This is a genomic window from Olsenella uli DSM 7084 (assembly GCF_000143845.1).
GTDB classification, from domain to species: Bacteria; Actinomycetota; Coriobacteriia; order Coriobacteriales; family Atopobiaceae; genus Olsenella; species Olsenella uli.
This window is the reverse complement of the sequence record NC_014363.1, coordinates 36,858-59,920: the sequence shown is the minus strand read 5'-3', so window position 1 is coordinate 59,920 and position 23,063 is coordinate 36,858. Positions and strand designations below refer to the sequence as shown.

General features: G+C 64.8%; 18 protein-coding genes. 3 read left to right on the top strand and 15 right to left on the bottom strand.

The annotated features are described in order from the left end of the window. Nucleotides 1-46 precede the first annotated feature (46 nt). The 7 genes from OLSU_RS00270 to OLSU_RS00240 all read right to left on the bottom strand — a co-directional run bounded on the left by OLSU_RS00270 (nt 47) and on the right by OLSU_RS00240 (nt 9,861). The gene (locus tag OLSU_RS00270) at nt 47-1,075 is read right to left on the bottom strand and encodes a PRC-barrel domain-containing protein (protein ID WP_013250935.1); all 1,029 of its coding nucleotides are present in this window, start codon (nt 1,073-1,075) and stop codon (nt 47-49) included. A 4-nt stretch (nt 1,076-1,079) separates the two neighbouring features. Then, nucleotides 1,080-1,523 (bottom strand): YtxH domain-containing protein, encoded by a 444-nt coding sequence (locus tag OLSU_RS00265; protein ID WP_013250934.1) that lies wholly within the window; start codon nt 1,521-1,523, stop codon nt 1,080-1,082. 74 nt (nt 1,524-1,597) lie between these two features. After that, nucleotides 1,598-2,743 (bottom strand): cyanophycin synthetase family protein, encoded by a 1,146-nt coding sequence (locus OLSU_RS09560; RefSeq protein WP_013250933.1) that lies wholly within the window; start codon nt 2,741-2,743, stop codon nt 1,598-1,600. Between the two features lie 186 nt (nt 2,744-2,929). Continuing rightward, nucleotides 2,930-4,264 (bottom strand): hemolysin family protein, encoded by a 1,335-nt coding sequence (locus OLSU_RS00255; protein ID WP_013250932.1) that lies wholly within the window; start codon nt 4,262-4,264, stop codon nt 2,930-2,932. Between the two features lie 714 nt (nt 4,265-4,978). Beyond that, nucleotides 4,979-7,054, bottom strand: coding sequence for an elongation factor G (locus tag OLSU_RS00250; RefSeq protein WP_013250931.1), 2,076 nt, complete (start codon nt 7,052-7,054; stop codon nt 4,979-4,981). Nucleotides 7,055-7,239: 185 nt separating this feature from the next. Beyond that, nucleotides 7,240-8,712, bottom strand: a complete 1,473-nt coding sequence (locus tag OLSU_RS00245) for a radical SAM protein (RefSeq protein WP_013250930.1) — start codon at nt 8,710-8,712, stop codon at nt 7,240-7,242. Between the two features lie 201 nt (nt 8,713-8,913). Next, entirely contained in the window at nt 8,914-9,861 is a 948-nt protein-coding gene (locus tag OLSU_RS00240; RefSeq protein ID WP_013250929.1) for a lactate/malate family dehydrogenase, read from the bottom strand. 210 nt (nt 9,862-10,071) lie between these two features. On the opposite strand from OLSU_RS00240, the gene rlmD reads away from it, so the two are divergent. Together rlmD and OLSU_RS00230 are read left to right on the top strand one after the other, a co-directional pair. Then, entirely contained in the window at nt 10,072-11,322 is a 1,251-nt protein-coding gene (gene rlmD / locus OLSU_RS00235) for a 23S rRNA (uracil(1939)-C(5))-methyltransferase RlmD (RefSeq protein ID WP_013250928.1), read from the top strand. Continuing rightward, entirely contained in the window at nt 11,319-12,086 is a 768-nt protein-coding gene (locus OLSU_RS00230; protein ID WP_013250927.1) for an alpha/beta fold hydrolase, read from the top strand. The genes rlmD and OLSU_RS00230 overlap by 4 nt, the downstream gene beginning before the upstream one ends. Nucleotides 12,087-12,181: 95 nt before the next feature. Here OLSU_RS00230 and OLSU_RS09695 read toward each other — a convergent pair whose 3' ends face one another. The 7 genes from OLSU_RS09695 to purE form a co-directional block, all read right to left on the bottom strand. Next, nucleotides 12,182-14,413 (bottom strand): Spy0128 family protein, encoded by a 2,232-nt coding sequence (locus OLSU_RS09695; protein ID WP_013250926.1) that lies wholly within the window; start codon nt 14,411-14,413, stop codon nt 12,182-12,184. After that, a complete protein-coding gene (locus OLSU_RS09690; RefSeq protein WP_013250925.1) occupies nt 14,410-15,930 on the bottom strand; it encodes a hypothetical protein in 1,521 nt (506 codons plus the stop codon). Before OLSU_RS09690 ends, OLSU_RS09695 begins: the two co-directional genes overlap by 4 nt. 184 nt (nt 15,931-16,114) lie before the next feature. After that, the gene (gene purN, locus OLSU_RS00220; protein WP_013250924.1) at nt 16,115-16,753 is read right to left on the bottom strand and encodes a phosphoribosylglycinamide formyltransferase; all 639 of its coding nucleotides are present in this window, start codon (nt 16,751-16,753) and stop codon (nt 16,115-16,117) included. Next, nucleotides 16,750-17,823: a phosphoribosylformylglycinamidine cyclo-ligase gene (purM, locus tag OLSU_RS00215; protein WP_013250923.1), complete on the bottom strand. Its 1,074-nt coding sequence runs from the start codon at nt 17,821-17,823 to the stop codon at nt 16,750-16,752. Before purM ends, purN begins: the two co-directional genes overlap by 4 nt. A gap of 69 nt (nt 17,824-17,892) precedes the next feature. Further along, the gene (purF, locus tag OLSU_RS00210) at nt 17,893-19,443 is read right to left on the bottom strand and encodes an amidophosphoribosyltransferase (RefSeq protein ID WP_013250922.1); all 1,551 of its coding nucleotides are present in this window, start codon (nt 19,441-19,443) and stop codon (nt 17,893-17,895) included. Between the two features lie 10 nt (nt 19,444-19,453). Further along, nucleotides 19,454-20,317, bottom strand: a complete 864-nt coding sequence (srtB, locus tag OLSU_RS00205) for a class B sortase (protein WP_013250921.1) — start codon at nt 20,315-20,317, stop codon at nt 19,454-19,456. A gap of 8 nt (nt 20,318-20,325) precedes the next feature. Continuing rightward, nucleotides 20,326-20,787, bottom strand: a complete 462-nt coding sequence (purE, locus tag OLSU_RS00200) for a 5-(carboxyamino)imidazole ribonucleotide mutase (protein ID WP_013250920.1) — start codon at nt 20,785-20,787, stop codon at nt 20,326-20,328. 256 nt (nt 20,788-21,043) lie between these two features. Between purE and OLSU_RS00195 the strand changes: the two genes are divergently transcribed. Next, nucleotides 21,044-21,913 carry a PfkB family carbohydrate kinase gene (locus OLSU_RS00195; protein WP_013250919.1) on the top strand — a complete coding sequence of 290 codons (870 nt, stop codon included), beginning with the start codon at nt 21,044-21,046 and terminating at the stop codon, nt 21,911-21,913. Between the two features lie 55 nt (nt 21,914-21,968). Here the strand turns inward: OLSU_RS00195 and OLSU_RS00190 are convergent, their stop codons facing one another. Beyond that, nucleotides 21,969-22,994, bottom strand: coding sequence for a hypothetical protein (locus OLSU_RS00190; RefSeq protein ID WP_013250918.1), 1,026 nt, complete (start codon nt 22,992-22,994; stop codon nt 21,969-21,971). Between the last annotated feature and the right edge of the window lie 69 nt (nt 22,995-23,063).

Here is a 23,063-nt window from a genome sequence, read left to right as displayed (position 1 = left end):
GATGGGGACGAGTCGCCACCCGCACGGTGATGCGCTCGGGTATGACCTACTTGCTGGCCTTCTTGTACTCGTCCATGAACGAGCCGAACATCCCCTTGGTCCTGCCTAGCTGTCTCCCTACCACCCTGGCCGCATCGAGGCCCTGGCCCCCGCTCTGTGGCGCGACCTTCCTTGCGGGGGCCTTCTTGGCCTTGGTGGCGGGCTTCTCGGCTGGAGCGGATCCCCCCCTGGTAGCGCTCCCTGCCGGCCGGTAGGTCCTGGGGCTCTCGCCCGCCCTCTCCTCCGACGACCTGTGCAGACGCCCAGATGCCTGGGGCTCGCCGACGTTGACGTTCTGTGCGGCGGTCGCGGGCAGCTGTCCCTGGACCTCGCCCTCGTCCGCAGATGCGTCCTCAAGCGCGCGCTTGGCCTTTCCGAGGGCACGGCCCAGGGCGTGCGACCCCCTGTCCACTGCAGAGGATGCGGCCTTGCCGGCTCCCCTGGCAGCCTTCGCGCCCTGGACCCTCGCTTTCGCTGAGGCCTCGCCTGCGGCCGCCGCGGCACCACCCGTGGGCCTGAGCTGTGCTGCGGCATTATCGACGACCATGAAGCCGTCCTCGTGCCCGCGGACCATGGCCGAGGGCACGGCGATGGACCCGACGAGCGACTGCGCCACGGAGCCGTCCCCCACGAGGAACGACGAGACGGAACCAGTCTGGGAATCGAACTCGACATCGCTCACATACCCCAGCGTCCTGCCGGAGACCGTCCTGGCGTCCATGCCCGTCCACATGATGCAGCGGTCCCAGTCGATGCCCAGGCGGCTGCGGGCGCGCTCGTCGTAGGAGTCCTTGCCGTTTGTGACGAGAAGCCCCCCCTCCGTGGGCCTCCAGGAATCAAGTGCCACAAAGAGGTCGGGCCGTCTGACCATGCCTGCGACGTCCGGCTGCTTCACCGTGAAGCCGACGAGACGCGACCCCCCGGGCGAGAAGACGGCCATATGCACCTTTCCAAGTCGCGAGCGCGCGTCCTGCGCCCTACGGCTTGGCTTGGGCCTGAAAACCTTGCGCCCCACGAGGTCGCTGACTTTGGGCATACGGCTACTCTGTGTCGCCGTCGACGACTTCGATGCGGACGGACTCCGCTGCGGTCTCGCCTGCGGCCGTAGCATCATCCGCCGCTGCGTTGACCTTGTCGGCCACGGCCGTCACGGCATCCTGCACCTGGGTGGAGGTGGCAGTCACGGCATCGGACAGCGAGTCGCGCAGCTGGTCCATGCGCTCGCGGGCAAGGTCGACCTTGGCGCGAAGCTCGTCGGTGGTGGCGTCCACGCCCGGACGGACGGAGTTGATTTTCTCGTTCACGACACGGGCGCCGCGTTCGTAGGAGTCGACCGCGGTGTCCCATGCGTCGTTCATGGCGTCTGCGGCCATGGCGCGTGACTCTGCACCAGGGCGGGGTGCCAAAAGGACGCCGGCCGTGACCCCCGCAACGGCACCCATGATGCTGCCAAGCACAAAACCGATCGCACCCCTTGCGTTCATGACTTCCTCCTTCGCCCTGGCCAAAGCCAGATGTCGCTCGCTATCTCACACGGGAATCACCCGCGCGGTTCCCCCTATCGTACCCCCTGGGTAGGAGGCATATCATCATGACGCCGATCGTCGGTTGAGGAAACGTCCTCCCACGGGGCGGCGTAGGCATCGGGCTCGGCCTGCGGCGCTGGATCGGCGGGCAGCTCCGGCTCGGATGGCGATTCCGGATCGACGGTGCCCGCAGTGGCGTCCACGAGGAAGTCGGGGATCGGCTCATCCTCCTGGGCTCGCGGGGCCTGGTGCGGGTCCTCGGCGCTCGCGCCGGCTGCGCCGGGCGCAACGTCCGTGGCAGCCATCCCGTCCGTCGTGCGCCCCTCGTCGCATTCGGCCGCCGCATAGACCTCTGCCAGCAGGCGCTCGGCCTCCAGGCGCTCGGCCTCCAGGCGCTGGCGCTCGGCCTCCAGGCGCCTCAGCTCCTCCTCACGTTGTGCCAGCACGCGCTCGGCCTCCAGGCGCGCCGCCGCGCGACGGTCCGCTTCCTGGCGGCGCTCCTCCTCGGCAGCGACACGTGCGGCCCTCTCGGCGGCATGTGCTGCCGCACGCTCCCGCGCGGCCCTCTCGGCCGCAGCGTAGGCCACCTCGCGGGCTGAAGCGATCTCCGCCTCGCGCTCGGCCAGAAGCCGACGGCGCTCATCCTCGACCTCGGCGGCCACCCTGCCCTCGACCTCGTGCTCGTAGCGCTTGCCTGGCTCGTCACCCAGCGAGTCCACCAGACCGCACAGCCCCCGGACGATGGCCTCCACGTCGGGCGCAGGGTCTCCACCACCCGAGAAGGCCCAGCCCATGATCCAGCATGCGCTCGAGAGGGCACCTGCGGTCAGGACGTCGTCCGCACAGGAGATCTGCACGTCGTACAGGCGCTCGTCACCGTCGATGGGATACGTCCGCCCCGAGGTCACGTCACCGGCGAGGTTGGTCTGGGCAAGCAGCTCGACGGTCACGTGCTCCAGCAGGTGCGCCAGCTCGGTGTTACCCATGGCGGCCTTGAACGTCTTACCGGCATCGCCCAGACAGGCATGTTCGATGATGTGCGGCATCAGGTTGTAGACGCGCGTGGTCCCATGCAGGTCCTCGCTCGTCATGAGCGGCGCATCGTCTGACAGGCGGACGCGCGCGGTGAGGTTCTCCAGGCCGACCTCGACCCTTTGGATGTCAATGAGCTGTGCCATGGGGTGACCTTCCGTCCGAGCCTCTCGCGTCTGTCGCACGTGCGTCCCACTGAGCGTGCGGCAAGGGGACAGCCGCCTGGATCACGGTGACGCCGCACACCCGACATTGTAGTAAACATCCGAGTGGGACGCGCCGTCGGGGCGGAAACGCCCCGCTGTGGGGGCATCGGTCCGGACGAGGGAACGCTAGTCGGATCCCACGCCCTTCTCATCAGCCGCATCCTCGCCGTTGGTCGCGGGGTCGGGCGCGCTCACGCGCAGCATGGCAACCCGGCGTCCGCGCATGGATTGGACGCGGAAGGTGTAGCCGTCGACCGCAAAGACGTCACCGGGGCGGGGCAGCCCGTCGGCGAGGTCGAGCACGAAGCCCGCACAGGTCTCGTACTCCTCGTTGTCCTCGATGGGCCAACCCAACTCGATGGCATCGTCGATGGGGAAGCGCCCGTCCACGAGCCACTCGCGATCCGAGAGCTGCGTGAGGTACTTGTTGTCGGGGTCAAACTCGTCCTCTATCTCGCCCACGACCTCCTCGATGATGTCCTCGATCGTGATGACGCCGGCCGTGCCGCCGTACTCATCCACGACGATGACCATCTGGTCGTGGCTGGTCTGCATCTCGGAGAGCAGGGGGATGATGTCCTTGGTGTCGGGCACGAAGTCGGCGCTTCGCAGGTGGGCGCTTATGCGCGAGGGCCCCGCATGGTCGTCCACGACAGGCCCGATGAGGTCCTTGATGTGGGCGATGCCCACGATGCGGTCCACGTCATCGTGGTAGATGGGGATGCGCGAGTAACCGGTGCGGCGCATGACATCCAGGACCTCGGTCAGCGTGGAGCTGTCCTCCAAGGCGGTCATGTCAACGCGCGGAACCATGACCTCGCGGGCGATGGCATCGCCTAGGTCAAAGATCTCGTGGATCATGGACTTCTCCTCGTCGGAGAGGTCGTCAGAGTCGGTGACCATGTAGCGTATCTCGTCCTCGGACACATCCTGGCGGTCATCGGTGGACTTGATGCCCAAAAGGCGCGAAAGGCCGTCGGCGCTGGCCGACGTCAGCCAGACGAGAGGCCGAGCGAGGGCGGAGAAGCCACTGATGGGACCAGCCACCTGCTTGGCCACGCGCTCCGCGTCCGCCATGGCGATGCGCTTGGGGACGAGCTCGCCCACCACGATGGAGAAGTACGAGACCACCAGCGTGATGAGGACGGTGGCCATGCCCCCTGCCACGGCAGCGTCCAGGCCGAGGGACGCGAGGACGCCTCCCAGCGGCTCTGACAGGCTCGTGGCGGCAAATGCCGAGCTGAAGAAACCCACCAACGTGATGGCAACCTGGATGGCCGCAAGGAAGGTGGTGTCGTTCTCCATGACGGAGACGGCCTGGGATGCCTTGGCGTCGCCCTCGTCCCTGTCGTGCTCGAGCATGACGCGCTTGGCGGTGGAGAGGGCCATCTCGGACATCGAGAAGTACCCGTTGACGATGGTGAGCAGAATCGTGACGGTGACAGAGATGACTACGTCCATGCGCGAGCGCGCGACCTCCTAGGATTGCGTTTGGACTGCGCGGCGGCGAACCTCCTTTGGGCAGGCCCGCCGTTTGGGGTGAGATTTTACCATGTGCCAGTGGCGTTCCGCTGACGGACGGGCCTACGCAACGGATTGCACGGAAGCGGGGACGCGGACGGGGGCTTCGGGCGGGCGGCGTGGCTGAGAGCCTCGGGCGACTGCCACAAGGGGCAAATCGAGATCAAGCCGCAGGCTGACCGCAGGCATCAGCTTTCTTGACATCCGGCACTGCAATTCGGGATACGCTGGATGGGAGGACATCTTTTGTGAGTACGAGCCGAGAGAAGTTCACACTACCTCGCCACGCATCCGCTTTCGGGCAGTATCTGGACGAGAGGGGAAGTATTGTGAGCAATTGCAACGGGCAATTCACAGAAGTTCCTCTCCCGTCCGCTCTTTTGCGCTTTTGCGGACGTGACAGAAACCTTTGTGAGTCTCGCCTCTCAGGCCACTCACAGTAGTTCACCAGCCATCCCCAAGGCCCCAAAAAATGGACGTGTGGCGAGGTAGTGTGAGTCTCTCCAGCGCACGACTCACAAAGGTTCACCACACGTCCACGCCAACCCGCATGCCCACGTCGATGCACACCAATGCAGGCAGGGCGACGATGGGCGGGCCCACGCCCTGAGCAGCTCCGCACCGACCGCCGGTGTGCCCCGCCTGCCTGCAACCCTACTTGTCGCCAGCGGCCCGACGCTCCGCGTACTCCTCGGCCAGACGCTGCTGGACGTCATGCGGGACCTGCTCGTAGCCAGAGAGCTCCATCTCGAACTCGCCGGTGCCGCGCGAGAGCGAGCGCAGGCGCGTGGCATAGTCCGTGACCTCCGCGTACGGGACGGTGGCCTCGATGGTGGTGAGGCCGGCCTCCACCGCGCCGGACGCGGCGGCCATCCCCTCGACACGCCCGCGAGAGGCGGACACGTCACCCATGATGGAACCCGCATAGCTATCGGGAACCGTGATCCTGAGGTGCGCCATGGGTTCCAGCAAGACGGGCTCGGCCTGGGCCACGGCCTTCTGGAAGCCAATCCGCGCGGCGGTCTTGAACGCCATCTCGTTGGAGTCGACGGGGTGGTAGGACCCGTCGTAGACGGCGCAGCGGACGTCGATCAGGGGATAGCCGGCAAGGACGCCCTCGCGCATGGTCTCCTGGACGCCCTTGTCGATGGCGGGAATGAAGTTGCGTGGCACGTGGCCGCCCACGACCTCGTCCACGAACTCGTAGCCGGCCCCGGGGTTGGGCTCGACGCGCAGCCAGCAGTCACCGTACTGCCCGGCACCTCCGGTCTGCTTCTTGTGGCGGCCCTGGGCGCTGGCCACACGACGGATGGTCTCGCGATACGGGATGCGGAGCTTGACGGTATGTGCCGTCACGCCAGCCCGATCCTCGAGACGGTCGAGCAGAACGGACACCTGCGCCTCGCCGATGGCGCTGACGATGGTCTGACCGGTGTCCTCGTCGCGGCCGACGGAGAGCGTGGGATCGGCATCGGCGGCCTTTTCCAGGAAGGCGAAGACCTTCCCCTCGCTGCCGCGCTGGTCGGGCTCGATGGCCACACGGTAGAGCGAGTTGGGAAAGCGGAACTCTGCCGCCTCCACCTTCCCCGTGACGGAGAGCGTGTCTCCGGTCATGGCGTCAAGCTTGGGGACGACGCAGACGTCACCCGAGGCCACCGACTTGACGTCGACCATGTCGTGGCCGGTCATCAGATAGAGATGGCCCAGGCGTTCGGTCTTGCGGGTACGTGCGTTGATGAGCTCGGCACCCGGGGCGACGGTCCCCGCCAGCACCTTGACGAAGGACAGCTTCCCGTTCTGAGCGTCCTGCAACGACTTGAACACGAAGGCAACAGGTCGGTCGTCGTCGGGCGAGATGTCAAGCTCCTCTCCGTTGACCAAAGGCACGCGCCCGTAATCAGCCATGGTCGGAAACCACCCCGCCACTGCGCTCAAAAGCGAGATGACGCCCTCCTCGTGCACGCACGAACCCGCGAAGACCGGGACGAAGATGCGCCCGACCAGCGCTTTGCCGAGAAGGTCCTCGAGTTGCTCCTGTCCGATGGTGCCTCCGTCGAGGTACTCCATCATCGCATCGTCATCGGCCTCGACGACGAGTTCGATGAGCTGGGCGCGCACCGTCTCTGCGACGTCGCGGAACGCCGGGGGGATCTCCTCCTCGACGGGCTTGCCGTCCTCAAGGTGACGCGCTGTCATGTGCACCACGTCGATGATCCCGCCAAACTCAGCGCCAGACCCCATGGGCATGGTCACGGGGACCAGGCGGCTGCCATAGCGCTCCTGGGCCGTCAGGAGAGCGGTGTCCCAATCCGCATCCGGGCGGTCGAGGCGGTTGATGAAGAGGGCACGGGCTATGTCGAGATCCTCGGCCGCATACCACAGGCGCGTGGTGATGGTGCCGGGCCCCGAGGCGGCGTCCACCACAAAGAGTGCGGTCTCGGCCGCGGCCAGGGCCCCGTAGGCATCGCCCACGAAGTCTGGATAGCACGGCGCGTCGAGCACGTTGATGCGGCAGCCACCCCACGTTACCGGGGCGATCGTGGTGGAGATGGAGAAGCCGCGCGCGCCTTCCTCGCTATCGTAGTCAAGCGTGGGCTTGGTGCCGGCGTGCCCACCAAGGCGGGACGTCCTGCCCGTCAGATGGAGCATGGCCTCGGCCAGCATGGTCTTGCCCACGCCGCCTTGGCCCACGAGCGCTAGGTTCTTTACCTTCTCGGTGCATGTAGCCATGGGTCCTCCTCGAGCCGCATTGTGAGGCGGCCCCGCCGAGGGAGCGCAGCGGCGAGGCCACCATCCATCACCAAACGACGCACGAGTGCGCTGGACCCAGCGTAGCCAGTCGGACGGTCTTGCGATGGCGCGCATCGGGCAACGCACGGGACCACACCGCAGACGTCACATAGGCCTCGGCGAGGCTAGTCGACCACGGCCTCCTCGGCTGCATCCTCAGCGGCAATGACCTTGGCCTTGTAGCTGACGTCCTTGCTGGACATCTCGTCGGCATACACCTTTTCTCCCGTGGGATACATCTCGTTCCAGAGTTCCTTGGCCTTGGGAGCCCACTTGCGGGCGTAGGGGCTGGTGCGCCCGCACAGGTCCTCGGCACTCTCCGGGGCGACGTACTCGGACGTCGCCGCACCCGACTCGTTGACCAGGCGAGGCAGGATGGCGGGGTTCTCCAGCATGGGACAAGGCTGGAGCATGTTCTTGTTCCAGGGATAGTGCGCGCGATAGGCCTGGAATAGGGGCTGCTTCAGGCAATCGAGCCAGCTGTCCGCCGTCTTGATGTTGACGTTGGAGTAGTGGATGAAGACGCAGGGCTCCACGTCGCCACGCGCGTTGACGTGGCAGTACACGCGGCCGCCGGCGATGCAGCCGCCCACGAACTCGCCGTCGTTCTGGAAGTCCATCGCAAAGATGGGCTTGCCGCCCTCGATCCCCCTGATCTCGCGGATGCGGCGGAACATGTACTCACGCTGCTCGACCGTCGGCATGAGGTCGGCGTTGGCGCCCTCTCCCACGGGCATGTAGTGGAAATACCAGGCGAAGCGACAACCCTTGCTGATGATGAGGTCAAAGAACTCGTCGCTGGAGACACGCTCGGTGTTGTCTCGCGTATAGGCGGTCGAGGTGCCGTACAGCAGTCCATACTTGTGCATGAGGTCGAACGCGTTCATGACCTCCTCGAACGAGCCATCGCCGCGGCGACCGTCGTTCACGCTGGGTTCATAGGACTCGAGGCTCACGGAGAACACGATGTTGCCCAGGCGCTGGACGTCCCGGCAGAAGGCGTCGTCCACGAGGCTTGCGTTGGTGAAGATGTTGAAGAGGCAGTCGTGGTGCTTCTCGGCCAGCTTCAGCACGTCACCCTTGCGGACCAGCGGCTCCCCTCCCGTGAGCATGAACAGGTGCGTACCGAGGTCCTTGGCCTGGCTCACCAGGCGGTCCATTTCGTCGAAGGTCAGGTTCAGGCGGTTCCCGTAGTCTGCGGCCCAGCAGCCCACGCAGTGCTTGTTGCAGGCGCTCGTGGGATCGAAGAGGATGATCCAGGGAACGTTGCACTGCTCCCTCTCGGCGTTGGCCGTGGTGGTGCGCAGTCCACGGAACGCGGCCTCGTAGCCCCCATTCAGTATGGCGGTCTTGAGCACGTGCGGATTGGTCTCGTCGATGATCCTGAACAGGTACTTCTCCCACTTGGACCCAGGGTAGAGCCCCTTCTTGATGCCACGCGTGGCCCCGGGGGAGGTGTCCTTCAGCAACTTGCCTGCCATATCGACCAGGTGGCCGATGTTCTTCTCACGGTCATCGCCCGAGGCGCTCTTGATGATCTGGTCGAGGACCATCCCGAACGCCTTGCGTTCGGCCGCGTGCGCGATCTTGGACTGCATAGCGACACACCCCTTCTCATGAAGCCATGTTTTGACCCCGTTTCAAAACTAAGCCTACTGTACCCCTTTGGCAGAACGTCAGGTCGTCTTTTTGACCTCTTTTTAAAACGTGCTTAACGAAGGGGGCTACATGAGGAAGGCACCCCTGCGTGGACGCAGGGGTGCCTCTGGAAGAGCGGTGGGACGAGAGCCATAGGCCTTCTACCAACAGCGTATCTTCTCGACGTTCTCCTGGATGTGGGCACAGCTGGCGTGGAAGCTTGCCTGCTCGACCTCGCTCAGGGCGAGGGGGAAGGTCCTCTCGACACCGTCCTTCCCCACGACGCAGGGGATGGAGGTGAAGTGGCCGCTTCCCCCGTAGACATCCTCCAGGAGCGTGCCGCAGGGGGTGATGAGCTTGGAGTCCTGGACCACGGCCTTCACCAGCTCGGTGGCGGCGTTGGCAATGGAGTATTCGGTGCAGCCCTTGCCGGCGTAGGTCACATAGCCCCCGCGACGGGCGGCCTCCTCCACCGCGTCCTTGTCAAGGGAGAAGCGCTCGGGGTCGCTCTTTTCGAGCTCTGCGAGGGGCGTGGCGCCAAACGAGACGTGAGACCAGGCGGCGAACTGGCTGGCGCCATGCTCCCCCATCATCCAGGAGGTGATGGAGTTGGGGTTGCACCCCGTCTCGGCCCAGAGGGCGTGGCGCAAGCGCGCGGAATCAAGAGCGGTGCCCGACCCGATGACGCGACGCGGGTCCAGCCCGGCCAGCTTCCAGATCATGGTAGCGATGACGTCGCAGGGGTTCGAGACTGTGACGACGACGCCCTCGTAGCCTTGGAAATGGGGTGCCCACTTCTTGGTCTCCTCAGCTGTGCAGAACAGCTCGCCGTCGCGGTTGCCAGCGCTCTGGGCCACGTGACCGGCTGCATTGACCACGACATCGCAGGCGAGGAGCTCGTCGTAGTTCTCGTGGCAGTTGTAGACGCGCGCCTGGCGCGGGTAGAACGGCATGGCGTCCTGAAGGTCGTTGACCTCGCAGGCGACCTTGCTCTCGATGGAGTCCACGCAGTAGATCTCGGACGCGAGTCCCTGGTAGAGGATGGCGTTGGCGACGTGCGCGCCAACGTGGCCCATGCCGATGATGCCGATCTTGGTGACCATGCCCATGTTCGCTCCCTCCGCGAGCCCTGAGGCCCACCGCCGTGGGGACGCCGACCGCGACCCCAGGATCAACGTTGCCCCGGGCTCAACTACAATGTCGCACGTCAGTCTCGCTGGCGCACCCATCCCGCCTCTCTCGAAACGTGCGCCATGCCCGGATTGGCACACGCCATCGACGGCGTGCCTCAACCTTACTCCACGTCTGCAGGGGAACCCATGAGCTTTCGCACGTACACCTGTCCCATATCCCGCCATTGCGGAGGCTGCGAGTGGCTCGCTGTTCCCTACCCCATCCAACTGAGGCGCAAGCAGTCCATGATGGAGGAGCTCCTGGGTCCCGTGGCGGGGCGCGACGGTGCAAGGCTGGGACGAATCCACGGCATGGAAGAGCCCGTCTCCTTTCGTCACAAGGCCGCAACGCCCTTCTCGCCCACGAGGGGAGGGGCCATCCGCTCGGGCTTCTATGCCGCCGGCACGCACCGTATCGTGGATTGTGACGCCTGCCTTGTCGAAGACCCACGCGCTCGGCCCATCCTGAATGACGTCGCGTGCATCTGCGCACAGGTAGGCATCCATGCCTACCAGGAGGACCGTGGGCGGGGGATCCTGCGACACGCGGTGGTGCGCTGTGGCTACGCCACGGACGATATCCTGTTGACCTTGGTGACCAACGGTCAGCAGCTCCCCCGCTCCAACGAACTGGTGGAGGGGATCGTGCGCTCCCACCCCGAGGTCACCTCCATCGTGCAGAACGTGAACCAGCGGCGCACCAACGCCATCCTGGGACGGGAGTGTCGCACGCTCTTTGGGCCCGGCGTCATGCATGACAAGTTGCTGGGCTGCACCTTCGAGATTGGGCCCACGAGCTTCTATCAGACCAACCCCAGGCAGACAGAGGTCCTCTACGCGCTCGCCGTAGAGGCAGCCGGCCTGCGGGGTGGCGAGCGCGTGCTTGACGCCTACTGCGGCACCGGCACCATCGGCATCTGTGCCGCAGCGGCGACGCGACGCAGGGGCGCCGAGGTGCAGGACGTCCGTGTCATCGGCGTTGAGCAGGTGGGCGACGCGGTGGCCTGTGCCCGTCGCAACGCCACGGCAAACGGCCTGGGAGGGAGCTGCTCCTTCGTGAGGGAAGACGCCACGGCCTTTATGCGCAAGGCCGCCGGGTGTGGGGAGGGGCGCTTTGACGTGGTGTTCATGGACCCGCCGCGTGCGGGGTCGACCCCGGCGTTCATACACGGCGTTGCGGGGTTGGCGCCGCACCGGGTGGTCTACATAAGCTGCAACCCCACGACGCAGGCCCGCGACCTAAAAGAGTTCCAGCAGCTGGGCTACGCCGTCAGCACCGTCGAGCTGGTGGACATGTTCCCTCACACCAAGCACGTGGAGACGATAGCGCTGATGACGAGGAATGGGGGAGAATGGACACGTGGGCAGGGCCCTTGTGGGGAGTGTGAAGAAGAATGACCATCCATGAGTTCGGCGAGGAGAACGAGGGGACCATCGTCTTGTTCCACCCCCTTGGCGTGCGCTGGGACGTCTTCAATTTTGTGATACCGATATTGAGGGAAGACTATCACCTCGTTATCCCGGCAATTCCCGGCTTCGACCCGGACGCGCCGGAGGCGGACTTCACGAGCGTGGAACAGGTCGCCGACGAGGTGGCCGCATGGCTCGTGGGGCATGGCTTCGGACATGTCACGTGCCTTTACGGCTGCTCCATGGGCGGGGCCATCGTGGCCCGGATGCTGGCGGTCGGGAAGGCGGGCGCCGACTGCGCCGTGATGGACGGCGGCATGACCCCGTATCGGCTCTGGAGGCCGCTGACCTACCTGATCGGCGCCCGTGACTTCGCGATGATGGAGATCGGCAAGCACATGAGCGTCCAGGCGCTGCGAGGCGTGTTCGACCCTGGGAAGTACACGGAGGACGACCTCGGGTACATCAAGGAGGCCATGCACGGCATGAGCGCGAAGACCATCTGGCGCTCGTTCTACTCCTGCAACAACTACCCCATGCCGAGGCCCGTGCCGCCCGTCGGCTGCCGGGTGGCGTACTGGTACGGCTCCGACGAGAGGAGGGCGCGGAGGTGGGACATCGCGTACGTTCGCGAGGCGTTCCCCTGTGCGCGGATCGTCGAGAACGAAGGGATGGGCCACGCGGAGTTCTTCACGCTGCACCCGGAGGAGTTCTGCGAGAGGCTGACCGCGTGGATGCGCCTGCCGGCATAGGATAAAAGCCGGATCACGAACCCCATAACGCAATTCAGGTATCGCGAACGTGCTTCATCGTAGGGGCTATATCGAGACGTGCTCCCAATTATGCCCTACTGACCTTTATGCCAGCGTACGACAGAACCCGACGCAAGCACAAGCGCAGATAGGGCAAGCAGTCCAACAGGCGAGGACGTGCCATCACCGGTCTGCGGGAGGGCCTGCGTCCCGACGGTCTTTCGGACCTTCGTTGCCTTGGGCCGGTCGGGGGACGTCGGGTTGTTCGGGGTAGGCGTCGGGATGTCGGGCGTGGGATAGACGTTGGTGAACACCGCCCCGATGGCATCGCCCTGGGCACCCAGGTCGACGACCGTGGTCGTGCCGTCGACGGTCTTCGTCATGGACCGCTTCACCCGAAGCTTGCCTTGACCGTCGTCCGCCACTTCGTACGTCAGCGCATACGAGGATCCGTCGTAGGTGCAGGCGGCGCCCCCCTTCGTTTCGGTGATCGTGTACGTATAGGTTCCCGGCAGGGTGAACGCGATGTCGCCGAATTCGGGGCTGCCCGCGCCCTCGACCGTAATCGTCTTCGTATCGCCGTCGCTGCCCGCGGGCATGGGGAACGACGCATCGGTGCGCTTCAGCACGAACGAGAAGGTGTCGGGGCTCGAGGGCTTCGGCCCTTCTATCTTCTTCTCCACCGCAGGATCATGCGTGGTCGGCCGAGGGGCGTAGGTGTTGGTGATGGTCCCCTCCACCGTGGTGCCGCTGCCCTGGATGGACGCGGAATCCGTCGTGTAATGCGCGATGTCGCCCTCGGTCAGCGTGTAGGCGACGATATTGCCCGCATTCCCCTTGTACTTGGGAAGACCCCGGTACGACACCTCATATGTGCCGTCGCCCTTGTCCTTGACCTGCGGCGCGAAGGCGCTCAGGTCGATGCCCTTGTCGGACGTAAGCGTGAGCGCGGCCGCGAAGGCATCGGGGGTCGGGCGCAGCTTGCCCGCATCGTTGCCGTCGTTCCAAACCTTGGTCAGGAGCACATCGGTTCCTGCGAAGGTCGCCGCATTGGTGGCGAGCGTCAATGTGGAGTGATTGCCTTCGATGTCGTAGTCAAGGACGGTATTGAACACGTCGCGCTTGTCATTGCAGGCGGAACCTACCGTATCGTTCACCGCGTAGGACACGGCGACGTAGCCGCCCTCGTTGGCCTCAAGGGGCCTGGTGGATTCCAGAAGCAGCATATCGGCCTCGGACGGGTCGTCGACCTCGGTGTAATCGCCGGGCCGCGGAGCGTGGTTCACGTCGTACGTTTTGCCGGCGCTCAGCTTGAGGTACTTCACCGCGTAGTTGGACGAGGCCGAGACCGACGCAAGCTTGAGCGGCAATTCGGTCGAGCCCTCGGGCGTGAACGAATCCCCCAGGTTTGTGGCCTTGGACAGCAGCGGCACGAACAGCGATGTGGAAGAGGCCTCGACGCCGGCGTTGTTCCGCACGGCAATGCGGACCGTAGCGGTATCGCCCTTCTGAAGAACGGCGGTGGTGGCCGGCTTGTTCGCCGGGTCGTACGCGAAATCGGTCACGTCGCCGGTCTGCCCGTCCTTCACGGAGAACGTCGAGGCGGCGGCGATTTCGGACGCCTGGTCGACGGTGATGCCACGGCCTTCGGACAGAGACACCATCGTCTCGCCGGAGTTCACCTTGTCGCCGAACAGCGCCGTGTACTTATCGGTGTTCCAGTTGCTGCGATCCCACTTCTCGCTCTTGATGACCGCACCGATATCCTTGAAGTCCTTCGTGGTGAATCCCACGAAGTCGTTGATATGGTACACGCCCTTCGCAGCGAGCTTGTTGGTGCTGACCGTCATGCTCAGCTTCATGCTCTTGATGGAAAAATCGGGCTGGTACTGGCCGCGCGTTCCATCGCCGATGTCGATGGGGTATTTCCAGACCTTGACCTCGGTGCCGTTCCTGTCGAACGACCCTACGAACTCGGGATCGCCAAGCGTGCCTTCCGTGACGTTCAGGTCGCTGTAGGAGAACCCCTCGGGCATGATGGCGTAGAGGACAGGCTCTTGCAGAGGATTCCAATCCCAGTTGGCATCGTTGATGACGCCTTGGATCGTGAACGAGTCGCCGCCGTTGATCTGGGTCTTGCTGATGGAACCCTGTCCGTTGAGCACCTCGGGTGCGCTCGACTTGCCGACGATGGCCTCTCCGTCGCCCGGTTCGTCCCCAACCGTGTAGAGCTTGACCGTGGTCTTCACGTCGGCATCGGTTCCCTGCTTCCAGGATCCGTACACGCCGTTGGAGATGTAGCTCCAGCCATAGTACTCATCGGTCACATGCTTGTTGGAGGGATCCCAGGTGTCAGGATGTCCTGCATGGGCCTGATGCCGTCGTAGCCGCCGGGAATGGGTCCCAGATCGACCTTGATGGACGTGATGGATGTATTGATGTCGAGCCCCAGCGCCGTATTGGTGATGAGCGCCGAAACGTCGGACTTCTTCAGAATGCTCGGATCGGCGGTGCCGCTCGTGCCGTCGGATGCGGTCCATGAGATGGCGCCGTAGGCCATGCCCTCCTTATAGGGGATGGTGACACCGCGGACGATGGCCGTGTTGCCCTCATCGATGGTCATCTCGAGGGTCTTCGGCAAGGTGGGAGACGCAAGCTCATTCTTGATGAGATAGGCGCCCAGGCGCGTATTGTACGTGTCGTACTTCTTAAGCGCCCAGTTGGGCGCATAGTCGACGAGCGCATGGGTCGTGATCTTCTCGGGAACCGCGCCGTCGATGACCGTGACCTTCATGGTCGCGCTCTGCGTGCCGGACGTCCTGTCGGCGTTCGGCACGTCGTTCCAGATGGTCTTCTTGAAGTTCTTCAGCGTGACGTCGAAAGACGAGCCGTTGGGACGCGCGCTGTCGGAAGCGACTTTCAGATGGGGCTTGAAGGTCAGGCCGCCTGAATACGAGCCGGGCTCGTCCCACTCGATGGTGACGACCTTGTTGTCGCCGTCTTCCACGGTGCTCACGACCGTGCCGTTCGTCTTGTAGAGGGCCGTCTCCTCGAGACCCACGAGTTCGACGTCCTTCGGATAGATAAGCTGGACCGTGGTCTTGCTGCCGACCTCGGTGAGAGACGCGCCGCTGCCCGAGTTGGAAGCCTCGATGGTACCGGTCGTGCCGCCCTTGGAGATGACCTCGGTCGCTTGGTCCACCCAGAAGCCGTACTTCAGCTCGTCGGCGGGATTGATCGCATAGGAATGCGCGTCGACCTCGGACGTTTCGTCCGTGCTCAAGCTCACCTTGATGGCATCGGAAATGACCTGGGACGCATCCTGGTTTTCGTACGCATCGTCGATGCGGAAGCGGATTTCGGACTTGGTGTCCACGCGAACGAGGCCGTTCTTGGTCATGTACTTGAGATCGCCGTTCCGACTCTTTTCAGAACCTGCCTCGGGATACCCGTACGGAGAGGTTCCCGTACCCGTCGGCGTCTTCAGGAGCTTGCTGAAGCTCGTGTTCGAAATATCGCCCTCGGTGAACGTCGCGCCGGGAAGGCCCGTGACATAGATGCCGTCGCCCAGGCGGACGTTGAGATACGTCGGGGAGAACTGCCGGCCGGACGGAACCTTGTAGCTCACATCGAGGGCGTAGGTGACGCCGGCCTTAAGTGCGGGGACTTCGCCTGCCATCAGGTCAGCGACCTGCGTGTGCGATTCGGCTTCCTCTATCGTGACGGAGTCGAATGCCAAACCGGTGGTGTCGTCGGCGTAGGCGACGTGCATGCCGGGGAGCATGACGGCGACGAACGCGGCCGCGGCCAGAAGTCCAGCAACGAAGCTCTTTGCTACCCTCATGCATGTCTCCTCAAGACGGCGGGCCCACGAAAGGTCCGCAAAAAAACCTGCCAGGGTATCCGAAACGGTCCCCCGACAACCCCCATCTTCAAGCTATTTTAAGATTGTATGCATATAAGGCAATGCTTCGTTGCGTTTTTTTTGGCCAGGAACCGCGGGGGCCTATGCAAACCCGAGACGATGCCTATTCGTCCACAGAGACCCGCCCGTCGGCGCCGACGTGCACGCGACCCTCGGACAAGAGCTGGATCACGTCCGGATAGAGTTCGTGCTCGAGGGTGTGGATGTGCTCCTCGAGCTCGGCCACGGACCAGTCCTCCCCCACCGACAAGGCCCTCTGGGCGATGATGGGACCGCAATCGTAGCGATCGTCCGCAAAGTGGACCGTGACGCCCGTCACCTTGACGCCGCGGTCGAAGGCGTCCTGGATGGCATGCGCCCCCTTGAAGCTGGGCAGTAGCGCCGGATGCAAGTTGACCACATGATTCTCGAATGCTCGCAGGATGGGCGCGTGGACCATGCGCATGTAACCGGCCATGATGACATAGTCCACGCCACGAGCCCGTAGCGCCGTTGCGATGACCTCGTCGGCCTGGATGGGGTCGGCGTAGATCTCCTTGGAGAGGGTCATGGTCTGTATGCCGGCGTCCTCCGCACGTTTCAGGCCATACGCGCTGGGTCGGGAGGAGATCACCATCTCAATCGTGGCATCGAGCGCACCTGCAGCGATGCGGTCGATGATGGCCTGCAGGTTGGTGCCGGATCCCGAGATGAGGACACCCAGCTTGATGGGGCGACGAGCGCCAGCCCCTTGCGCGCTCATCGGTAGATCACCTTGCCCGCACCGGGGACGCAGGACCCCATCACGAAGGAATCGAGCCCCTCGAGCGCCAGCATGTCCCGAATGCGATCGACATCAGCGGGGGCGACGATGAGGCTCATCCCCACGCCCATGTTGAAGGTCCTGTAAGCCTCGTCCGGCGTAAGTCCGGCCGCGCGCACGCAGTAGTCGATGATGGGCGGCACGTCCCAGGCGGGGCCATCCTCACCGCCGCGATCGACTGCCGCATCAACCCCAGTGGGCAGTGCCCTGTTGAGGTTCTCGGTGATGCCTCCGCCGGTGATGTGCGCCATCGCATGGATGGGCGCACCGTCTCGAAGGACTCTCATCAGCTTCCCAGCGTAGATGGTGGTGGGACGCAGCACGGCGTCTGCCAGGGACTCGCCTCCCAGCTCGTCGAGGGGGGCGTTGAGCTCGTCGAGGGTCCTGCCCTCGATGGCAACCTTACGTACCAGCGAGTAGCCATTGGAGTGGATGCCCGAGCTTGGAAGGCCCAGGATGGCGTCGCCCACGCGGACCTTGTCGGGCCCTATCATCTTAGGACGGTCAACCACGCCCACGACGAAGCCCGCCAGGTCATAGTCGTCCGGGTCCATGACACCAGGATGCTCGGCCATCTCACCACCCACGAGCGCGCAGCCAGAGAGCCTGCAGCCCTCGGCGATGCCGCGAACGATCTCCTCCACCTGCTCGGCCCTGAGTTTGCCGATGGCGATGTAGTCCAGGAAGAACAGTGGCTCCGCACCGATGGGCACCACGTCATCCACGCACATGGCGACCAGGTCCTGGCCCACGGTGTCATGGCGGCCCAGCAGTTGGGCGACGGCGAGCTTGGTGCCCACGCCGTCCGTGCCAGACACCAGGACGGGATCCTCCATGCCCTTGAACGACTTCATGGAGAAGCACGAGCCAAAGCCGCCCAAGCCACCAATGACCTCAGGGCGGCTCGTCGCCCTGACGGCGTCCCTGATGGCGTCGACCGCGCGGGCGCCCTCGTCCACATCGACGCCTGCATCGGCGTATGTCACATGCTTGGCCTGCGAGCTCTCCATCTGGAATCTCCTTTGTCATGGGCACGGACCGTGCGAGGTGCGACGCGCGCGAGGCGAGGACCCCCCGCCTTAGGCTCCCCCGCATCCCGGGGCCACCACGCCCCCAAAGACGGGAGCGAAGCCGGGCAGGAACTTCCCCGCCGAGAAGGACGCGGGTATGGGCACCGGATAATGGCCGTCGTAGCAGGCGGTACATCGGCCGCCGTGCGGGACGCAGCAATGCAGGCCGGCCAGCGAGAGGAAGGCGAGCGAGTCCGCCTCGATGAACTCGCGGACCTCCTCGACGCCCCTCGTGGCCGAGATCAGCTGTTCCTGGACGTCGGTGTCGATTCCGTAGAAGCACGGCCACTTGACCTCGGGACAGTTGATGCGGACATGGACCTCGGTGGCACCCGCGTCCTTGAGCATACGGACGATCTGCTTTGACGTGGTGCCGCGGACGATGGAGTCATCCACCATCACGATGCGCTTTCCTGCGACGTTATCGCGCAGCGCGTTGAGCTTGAGACGGACGCCCAGGCGACGGAGTTCCTGCGTGGGCTGGATGAAGGTGCGCGCCACATAGCGGTTCTTGATGAGCCCCTCCCCAAACGGCACGCCCAGCTCATGCGCGAAGCCCTCCGCAGGCGGGAGACCACTGTCAGGCACGCCGATGATCAGGTCGGCCTCAACCGGGGCCTCGCGAGCCAGCTGCCGACCCATGGCATAACGCATGGAGTAGACCGAATGGCCGCCCACGATGGAATCGGGACGCGAGAAGTAGACCTCCTCGAAGATGCAGCTGGCGCAGGCTCGCGGGACGGTCCCCTCCTCGGACATCAAGCCGTCATCGCTGATGCGGATAAGCTCTCCGGGACGGACGTCGCGCACGTAGCGGGCACCGACGATGTCCAGGGCGCAGGTCTCGGACGCGACGACCCAGCCTTCGCCAAGCGGGACGTCCCCAAGGCCACCATCATCGCAGACGGCATCTGAAGCCTGGTGGGCGGGGATGTGCCCCAGCACAAGCGGTCGGATGCCGTTGGGGTCACGGAAGGCATAGAGGGCATTCTCGCGCACGAGAGCCATGGCATAGCCCCCCTCGATGAGGGACATGGTGTGGCGGATGCCGTCACGCAGGTGGCTGGTCTGCTCGGTGTAGTAGCCAATCAGCTTGGCCGCAACCTCGGAGTCCGTATTGGACCGAAACGGCACTCCCAAGCGCACCAGCTCGCCACGAAGCATGTCCGAGTTGACCAGCGTCCCGTTGTGTGCCAGAGCGATGATCACGTCGTTGATCGTGGAGAAGTGAGGCTGGGCGGCCTCCCAGCTGCGGGCGCCCGAGGTCCCATAGCGCACGTGACCTACGGCGACCTTCCCGGGCATGGCCGCCAGGTCGTTGTCCGAGAAGACCGTGCTCACCAGGCCCAGGTCCTTGCGGACCAGCACGGTGTGCCCGTTGCCCACGGCGATGCCCGCAGACTCCTGGCCGCGGTGCTGCAGCGCGCGCAGGGCGAAGTAAGTCAGGCGGGCGACGTCACGACCCGGAGCCCAGACACCGAAGACGCCGCACTCCTCGTGCAGCGCGTCTCCGTCCTCGTCAGCAAATACGGAACGCGGGAGATCAGACGGGTCTCTCACAGGGCCTCTCCTAGCTGGACGCGGAGGCATTGGCCTCGCTCTTGGGAACGCAGACCAAGATCGTGCGGCCGTAGCCGTCATAGTAGTTGCAAGTGGACATCGTCAGGACGTGCTCCGCGCCCTGGATGACCTGCTCGGCATCACCGCGCCTGGTGACGGCCTTGGACAGCAGGGCACCCAGGTAGCTATGGAAGGCATCCGTGCTCTCGAAGGTGAACTGTCGCACGTTCTGGTCATCAGGGTCGGTGTAGTAGAGCATCAGCGGCTCGAGTTCGAAGGATCCCGTCTCGGTGACGTACCAGACGGTCGTGATCTCGTCGAAGCGTGACTGGTCGTCCATGGCGGCTACCTGCTCGAACATCGTGCCGTTCTTGAGGTGATGACCGTAGATGATGCTCTGGTTGTCTACCATGCCGGGGGTGCTGTTCTCGTAGTCCATGAAGAGCTGGCCAGCGATGATCCAGTCGCCCTCGGCCGAGTGACGGAGGTAGTACTCGTTGTCGTCGCCTTGGTAGACGGGATAGTTGATGGTGGTTCCCGGCACGTAGAGCCAACCGACCACGTCGCCGTTGATGGCCTTGAGACCGGCCCAGTCGACCACGGGGGCCTCCGAGGACTGTTCCTCCGTAGGTAGCTGGACGTAAGCCGCAAGCTTTTGGTTTTGCACGTCCTGCTCGTGATAGCGCCACTGGGCGAATCCCCAGAGACCCGCTGCGACCAGCAGCAGGATGATGCCGAGGGCGATCAGGACGTTGGAGACGACGCGGGAGGCGGACGGCCTGCGGGGGGCGGGGGGCCGGCGTGCAGCCGAGGGCACTGCCGAGAGCGGCGGGGTAACGTTGCCGGCGTGGTGTGGGGCGCTGTGCTTTGCCATCGCTTCTCCTACGCCTCCGCCATCTGCCGCTTGAATTCCGCAACCTTGGTGGCGTATGCGGGGAGCGCAGTGCCCAGGATCTGCGTGGCGTAGATCGCCGCGTTCCTGGAGCCCCCGATGGCAACGCAGGCGACGGGAACGCCGGCAGGCATCTGCACCATGGATAGCAGCGAGTCCATGCCTCCCAGATCGGAGGTCTTCATGGGAACCCCGACGATGGGCAGCGGGGTGTACGCGGCAACGACGCCGCCCAGATGGGCGGCCTTGCCAGCCGCGGCGATGATGACCCTGATGCCACGCTCGGCTGCGGTGGACGACCACTCACGCACCTTGGTGGGGGCGCGGTGTGCCGAGGCGACGACGAGCTCGTAGGGAACGCCAAACTCCTCGAGCTGCTTGATGCAGGCCTCCATGGCCGGAAGGTCCGATTTGGAGCCCATGATGATCCCCACGAGTGGTGCGTCTGCCATTGCATCCCCCCAACTAGACTGCCGAACGTCACCGGACGCACACGCGGCATCCGGGCTGCACAACACATCCAGTATACGTGCAAGCCCCGACAAGGTACGCTGCCGTTAGCACCTTTGCCACAATCCTCCCGAAGACAGGGGGCGCATGGCCCGGCCCTCGATGCCGACGGGGCGCCGCGTGCGATGTTCCACCGCTTTGGGCTATGCTGTGGGGTCAAGCATCGGTCCATCAGTCCATGTTTGAAAGGAATACCTCATGACCAACGCTAGGGAGCTGTTCCTGTACCGGCGCGAGGGCGCGTACATCCCCCGCATAGCCGCCGTTCACGACCTATGCGGCTACGGCAAGTGCTCGCTGGGCGTCGCCATTCCCGTGCTGTCCGCAGCGGGCTGCGACGTATGCCCCGTGCCGACATCCCTCTTCTCGGCGCACACTAAGTTCCCCACCTTCTACATGCATGACACCACCTCCATGTTGGACGGCTACCTTGACGCGTGGTCCGAGGTGGGCATCGGGCTCGACGCGGTGTACTCCGGTTTCCTGGGATCGGCCGGGCAAGTAGGTGCCATCCAGCGCATCTACGCCGACCATCCCCAGGCCTTGCGCATCGTCGACCCGGTGATGGGCGACGGCGGGGCCAAGTACCCCACCTACACGGACGAGATGTGCGCCGCCATGGCCGCGCTCGTGGATGGCGCGGACCTGCTGACCCCCAACCTGACCGAGGCATCCATCCTGACGGGCGTCGACTACCAGGGGCAGGACGTCACGGACGAGTTCGTGCGCGAGAACATGCGGCGGCTCCTGGACATGGGCGCCAAGAACGTCGTGATCAAGGGCATAAGTCGCGGCGACGGGAAGATCCGCAACTACCTTGCGGGAAGCGACGTGGCGTTCGAGGAGGTCGCGGCCGAGCAGCTACCCTACATGCTCCACGGCACGGGCGACCTCTACGCGTCGGCCCTTCTCGCCGCCGTCATGGCCGGCAAGTCGCTCTACGAGAGCGTCGCCTTCGCCGGTAGGTTGGTGCGCGACGCCATGGTCATCACGCGCGACCAACCCGACTTCGAACTACGCGGTGTGAGCTTCGAGAGCGTCCTGGGCGAGGTCACCGGCCTCGTGTAGCCCTGCTCGAAGAAGCTGTCTGCAGGCAGGCGGTCGCAATGCCGTGACCGCCTGCCTAGCTGCCACTTGTGCTCGTGGTCGAGGCAGACGCGTCGCCCGAAGACGCGTCGACGGCCGAGGGCGATGCGCTCGCCTCGGCCGACGTTGTGGCGGCGCCGTCAGGCGAGACGGCATTCGAGGTCGACGCTCCCGTCGCAGAGGGCCCTCCCGTACTCGAACCTGTGACACCGGGAGAGGGCTCGCCGGAATCGACCGTCGCCGTGGCCGCATCGTCCGAGTCGCCCAAGAGGGAGCTGATGATCGAGGACGGGGTGAAGGACGACGTGATCGCCTTGCGCAGCTGCTCCTGCGTGGCCGAGTCGACGCCCGTGATGGCACAGTTGAAGCGGACGCCCTCCTCGGTCGTGGTCTTGGTCCAGACGAAGGTCATGAGGGTCTTCATGTTTCCCTCGGGCTGGACCAGGCCAAAGAACTTCGCGTTCTGGAACTCGCCCTCGTCGTTCACGTAGACGTTGACGTGGTAGGTGATCGTGTCGATGTTGGGGTTGAGCAGCGCGTTGACTGAAAGGGCGGCCGCCTGGATCTGAGAGCCGGCAAAGGCCTCGAGCACGTCCTTCGAGGAGGTGTCCACGACGGTGACCTCGATGCGGTGCGTGTTCTCGTCTGCCTCTTGGACCGAGAAGCGGTCGGGGAACTGGGTGAATCCATTGCCCCATTCCACACCCTTGTCCAAGGCCGTGGCGACGGTCGTGACCGTGACGTCGTCGGAGAGGTCTGCGGTACCGGCGCGGCGTGCGAGCCCCGTGGCGACCTGCGAGATGACGATTATCAGCAGGAACACGACAACAAAGCCCACGGCCGTCGCCGTGATGACCTTCTCGACGTTGGAGCCCGAGGGATCGGCTTCGGACAACGGGTCGACATCGACGCCCTGGCCCACTTCCCTGCGACGGCGCCGCTGCCTCTTGGCCGTCTCCTCGTTGGTGTGGCCGGTCTCGTCAACCGTGGTAAAGAGCTCCTCGGCCTGCTCCGCCGAGAGGGCGCCCTTCTGGATGCGCGCCGCTTCTCTCTTCTTAGCCATGTAGCCTCTCTCTGGCGTATGCCCATGCCGACGAGGTGCGCCGACACGAATCCTTGGGTCTGCGTCCAG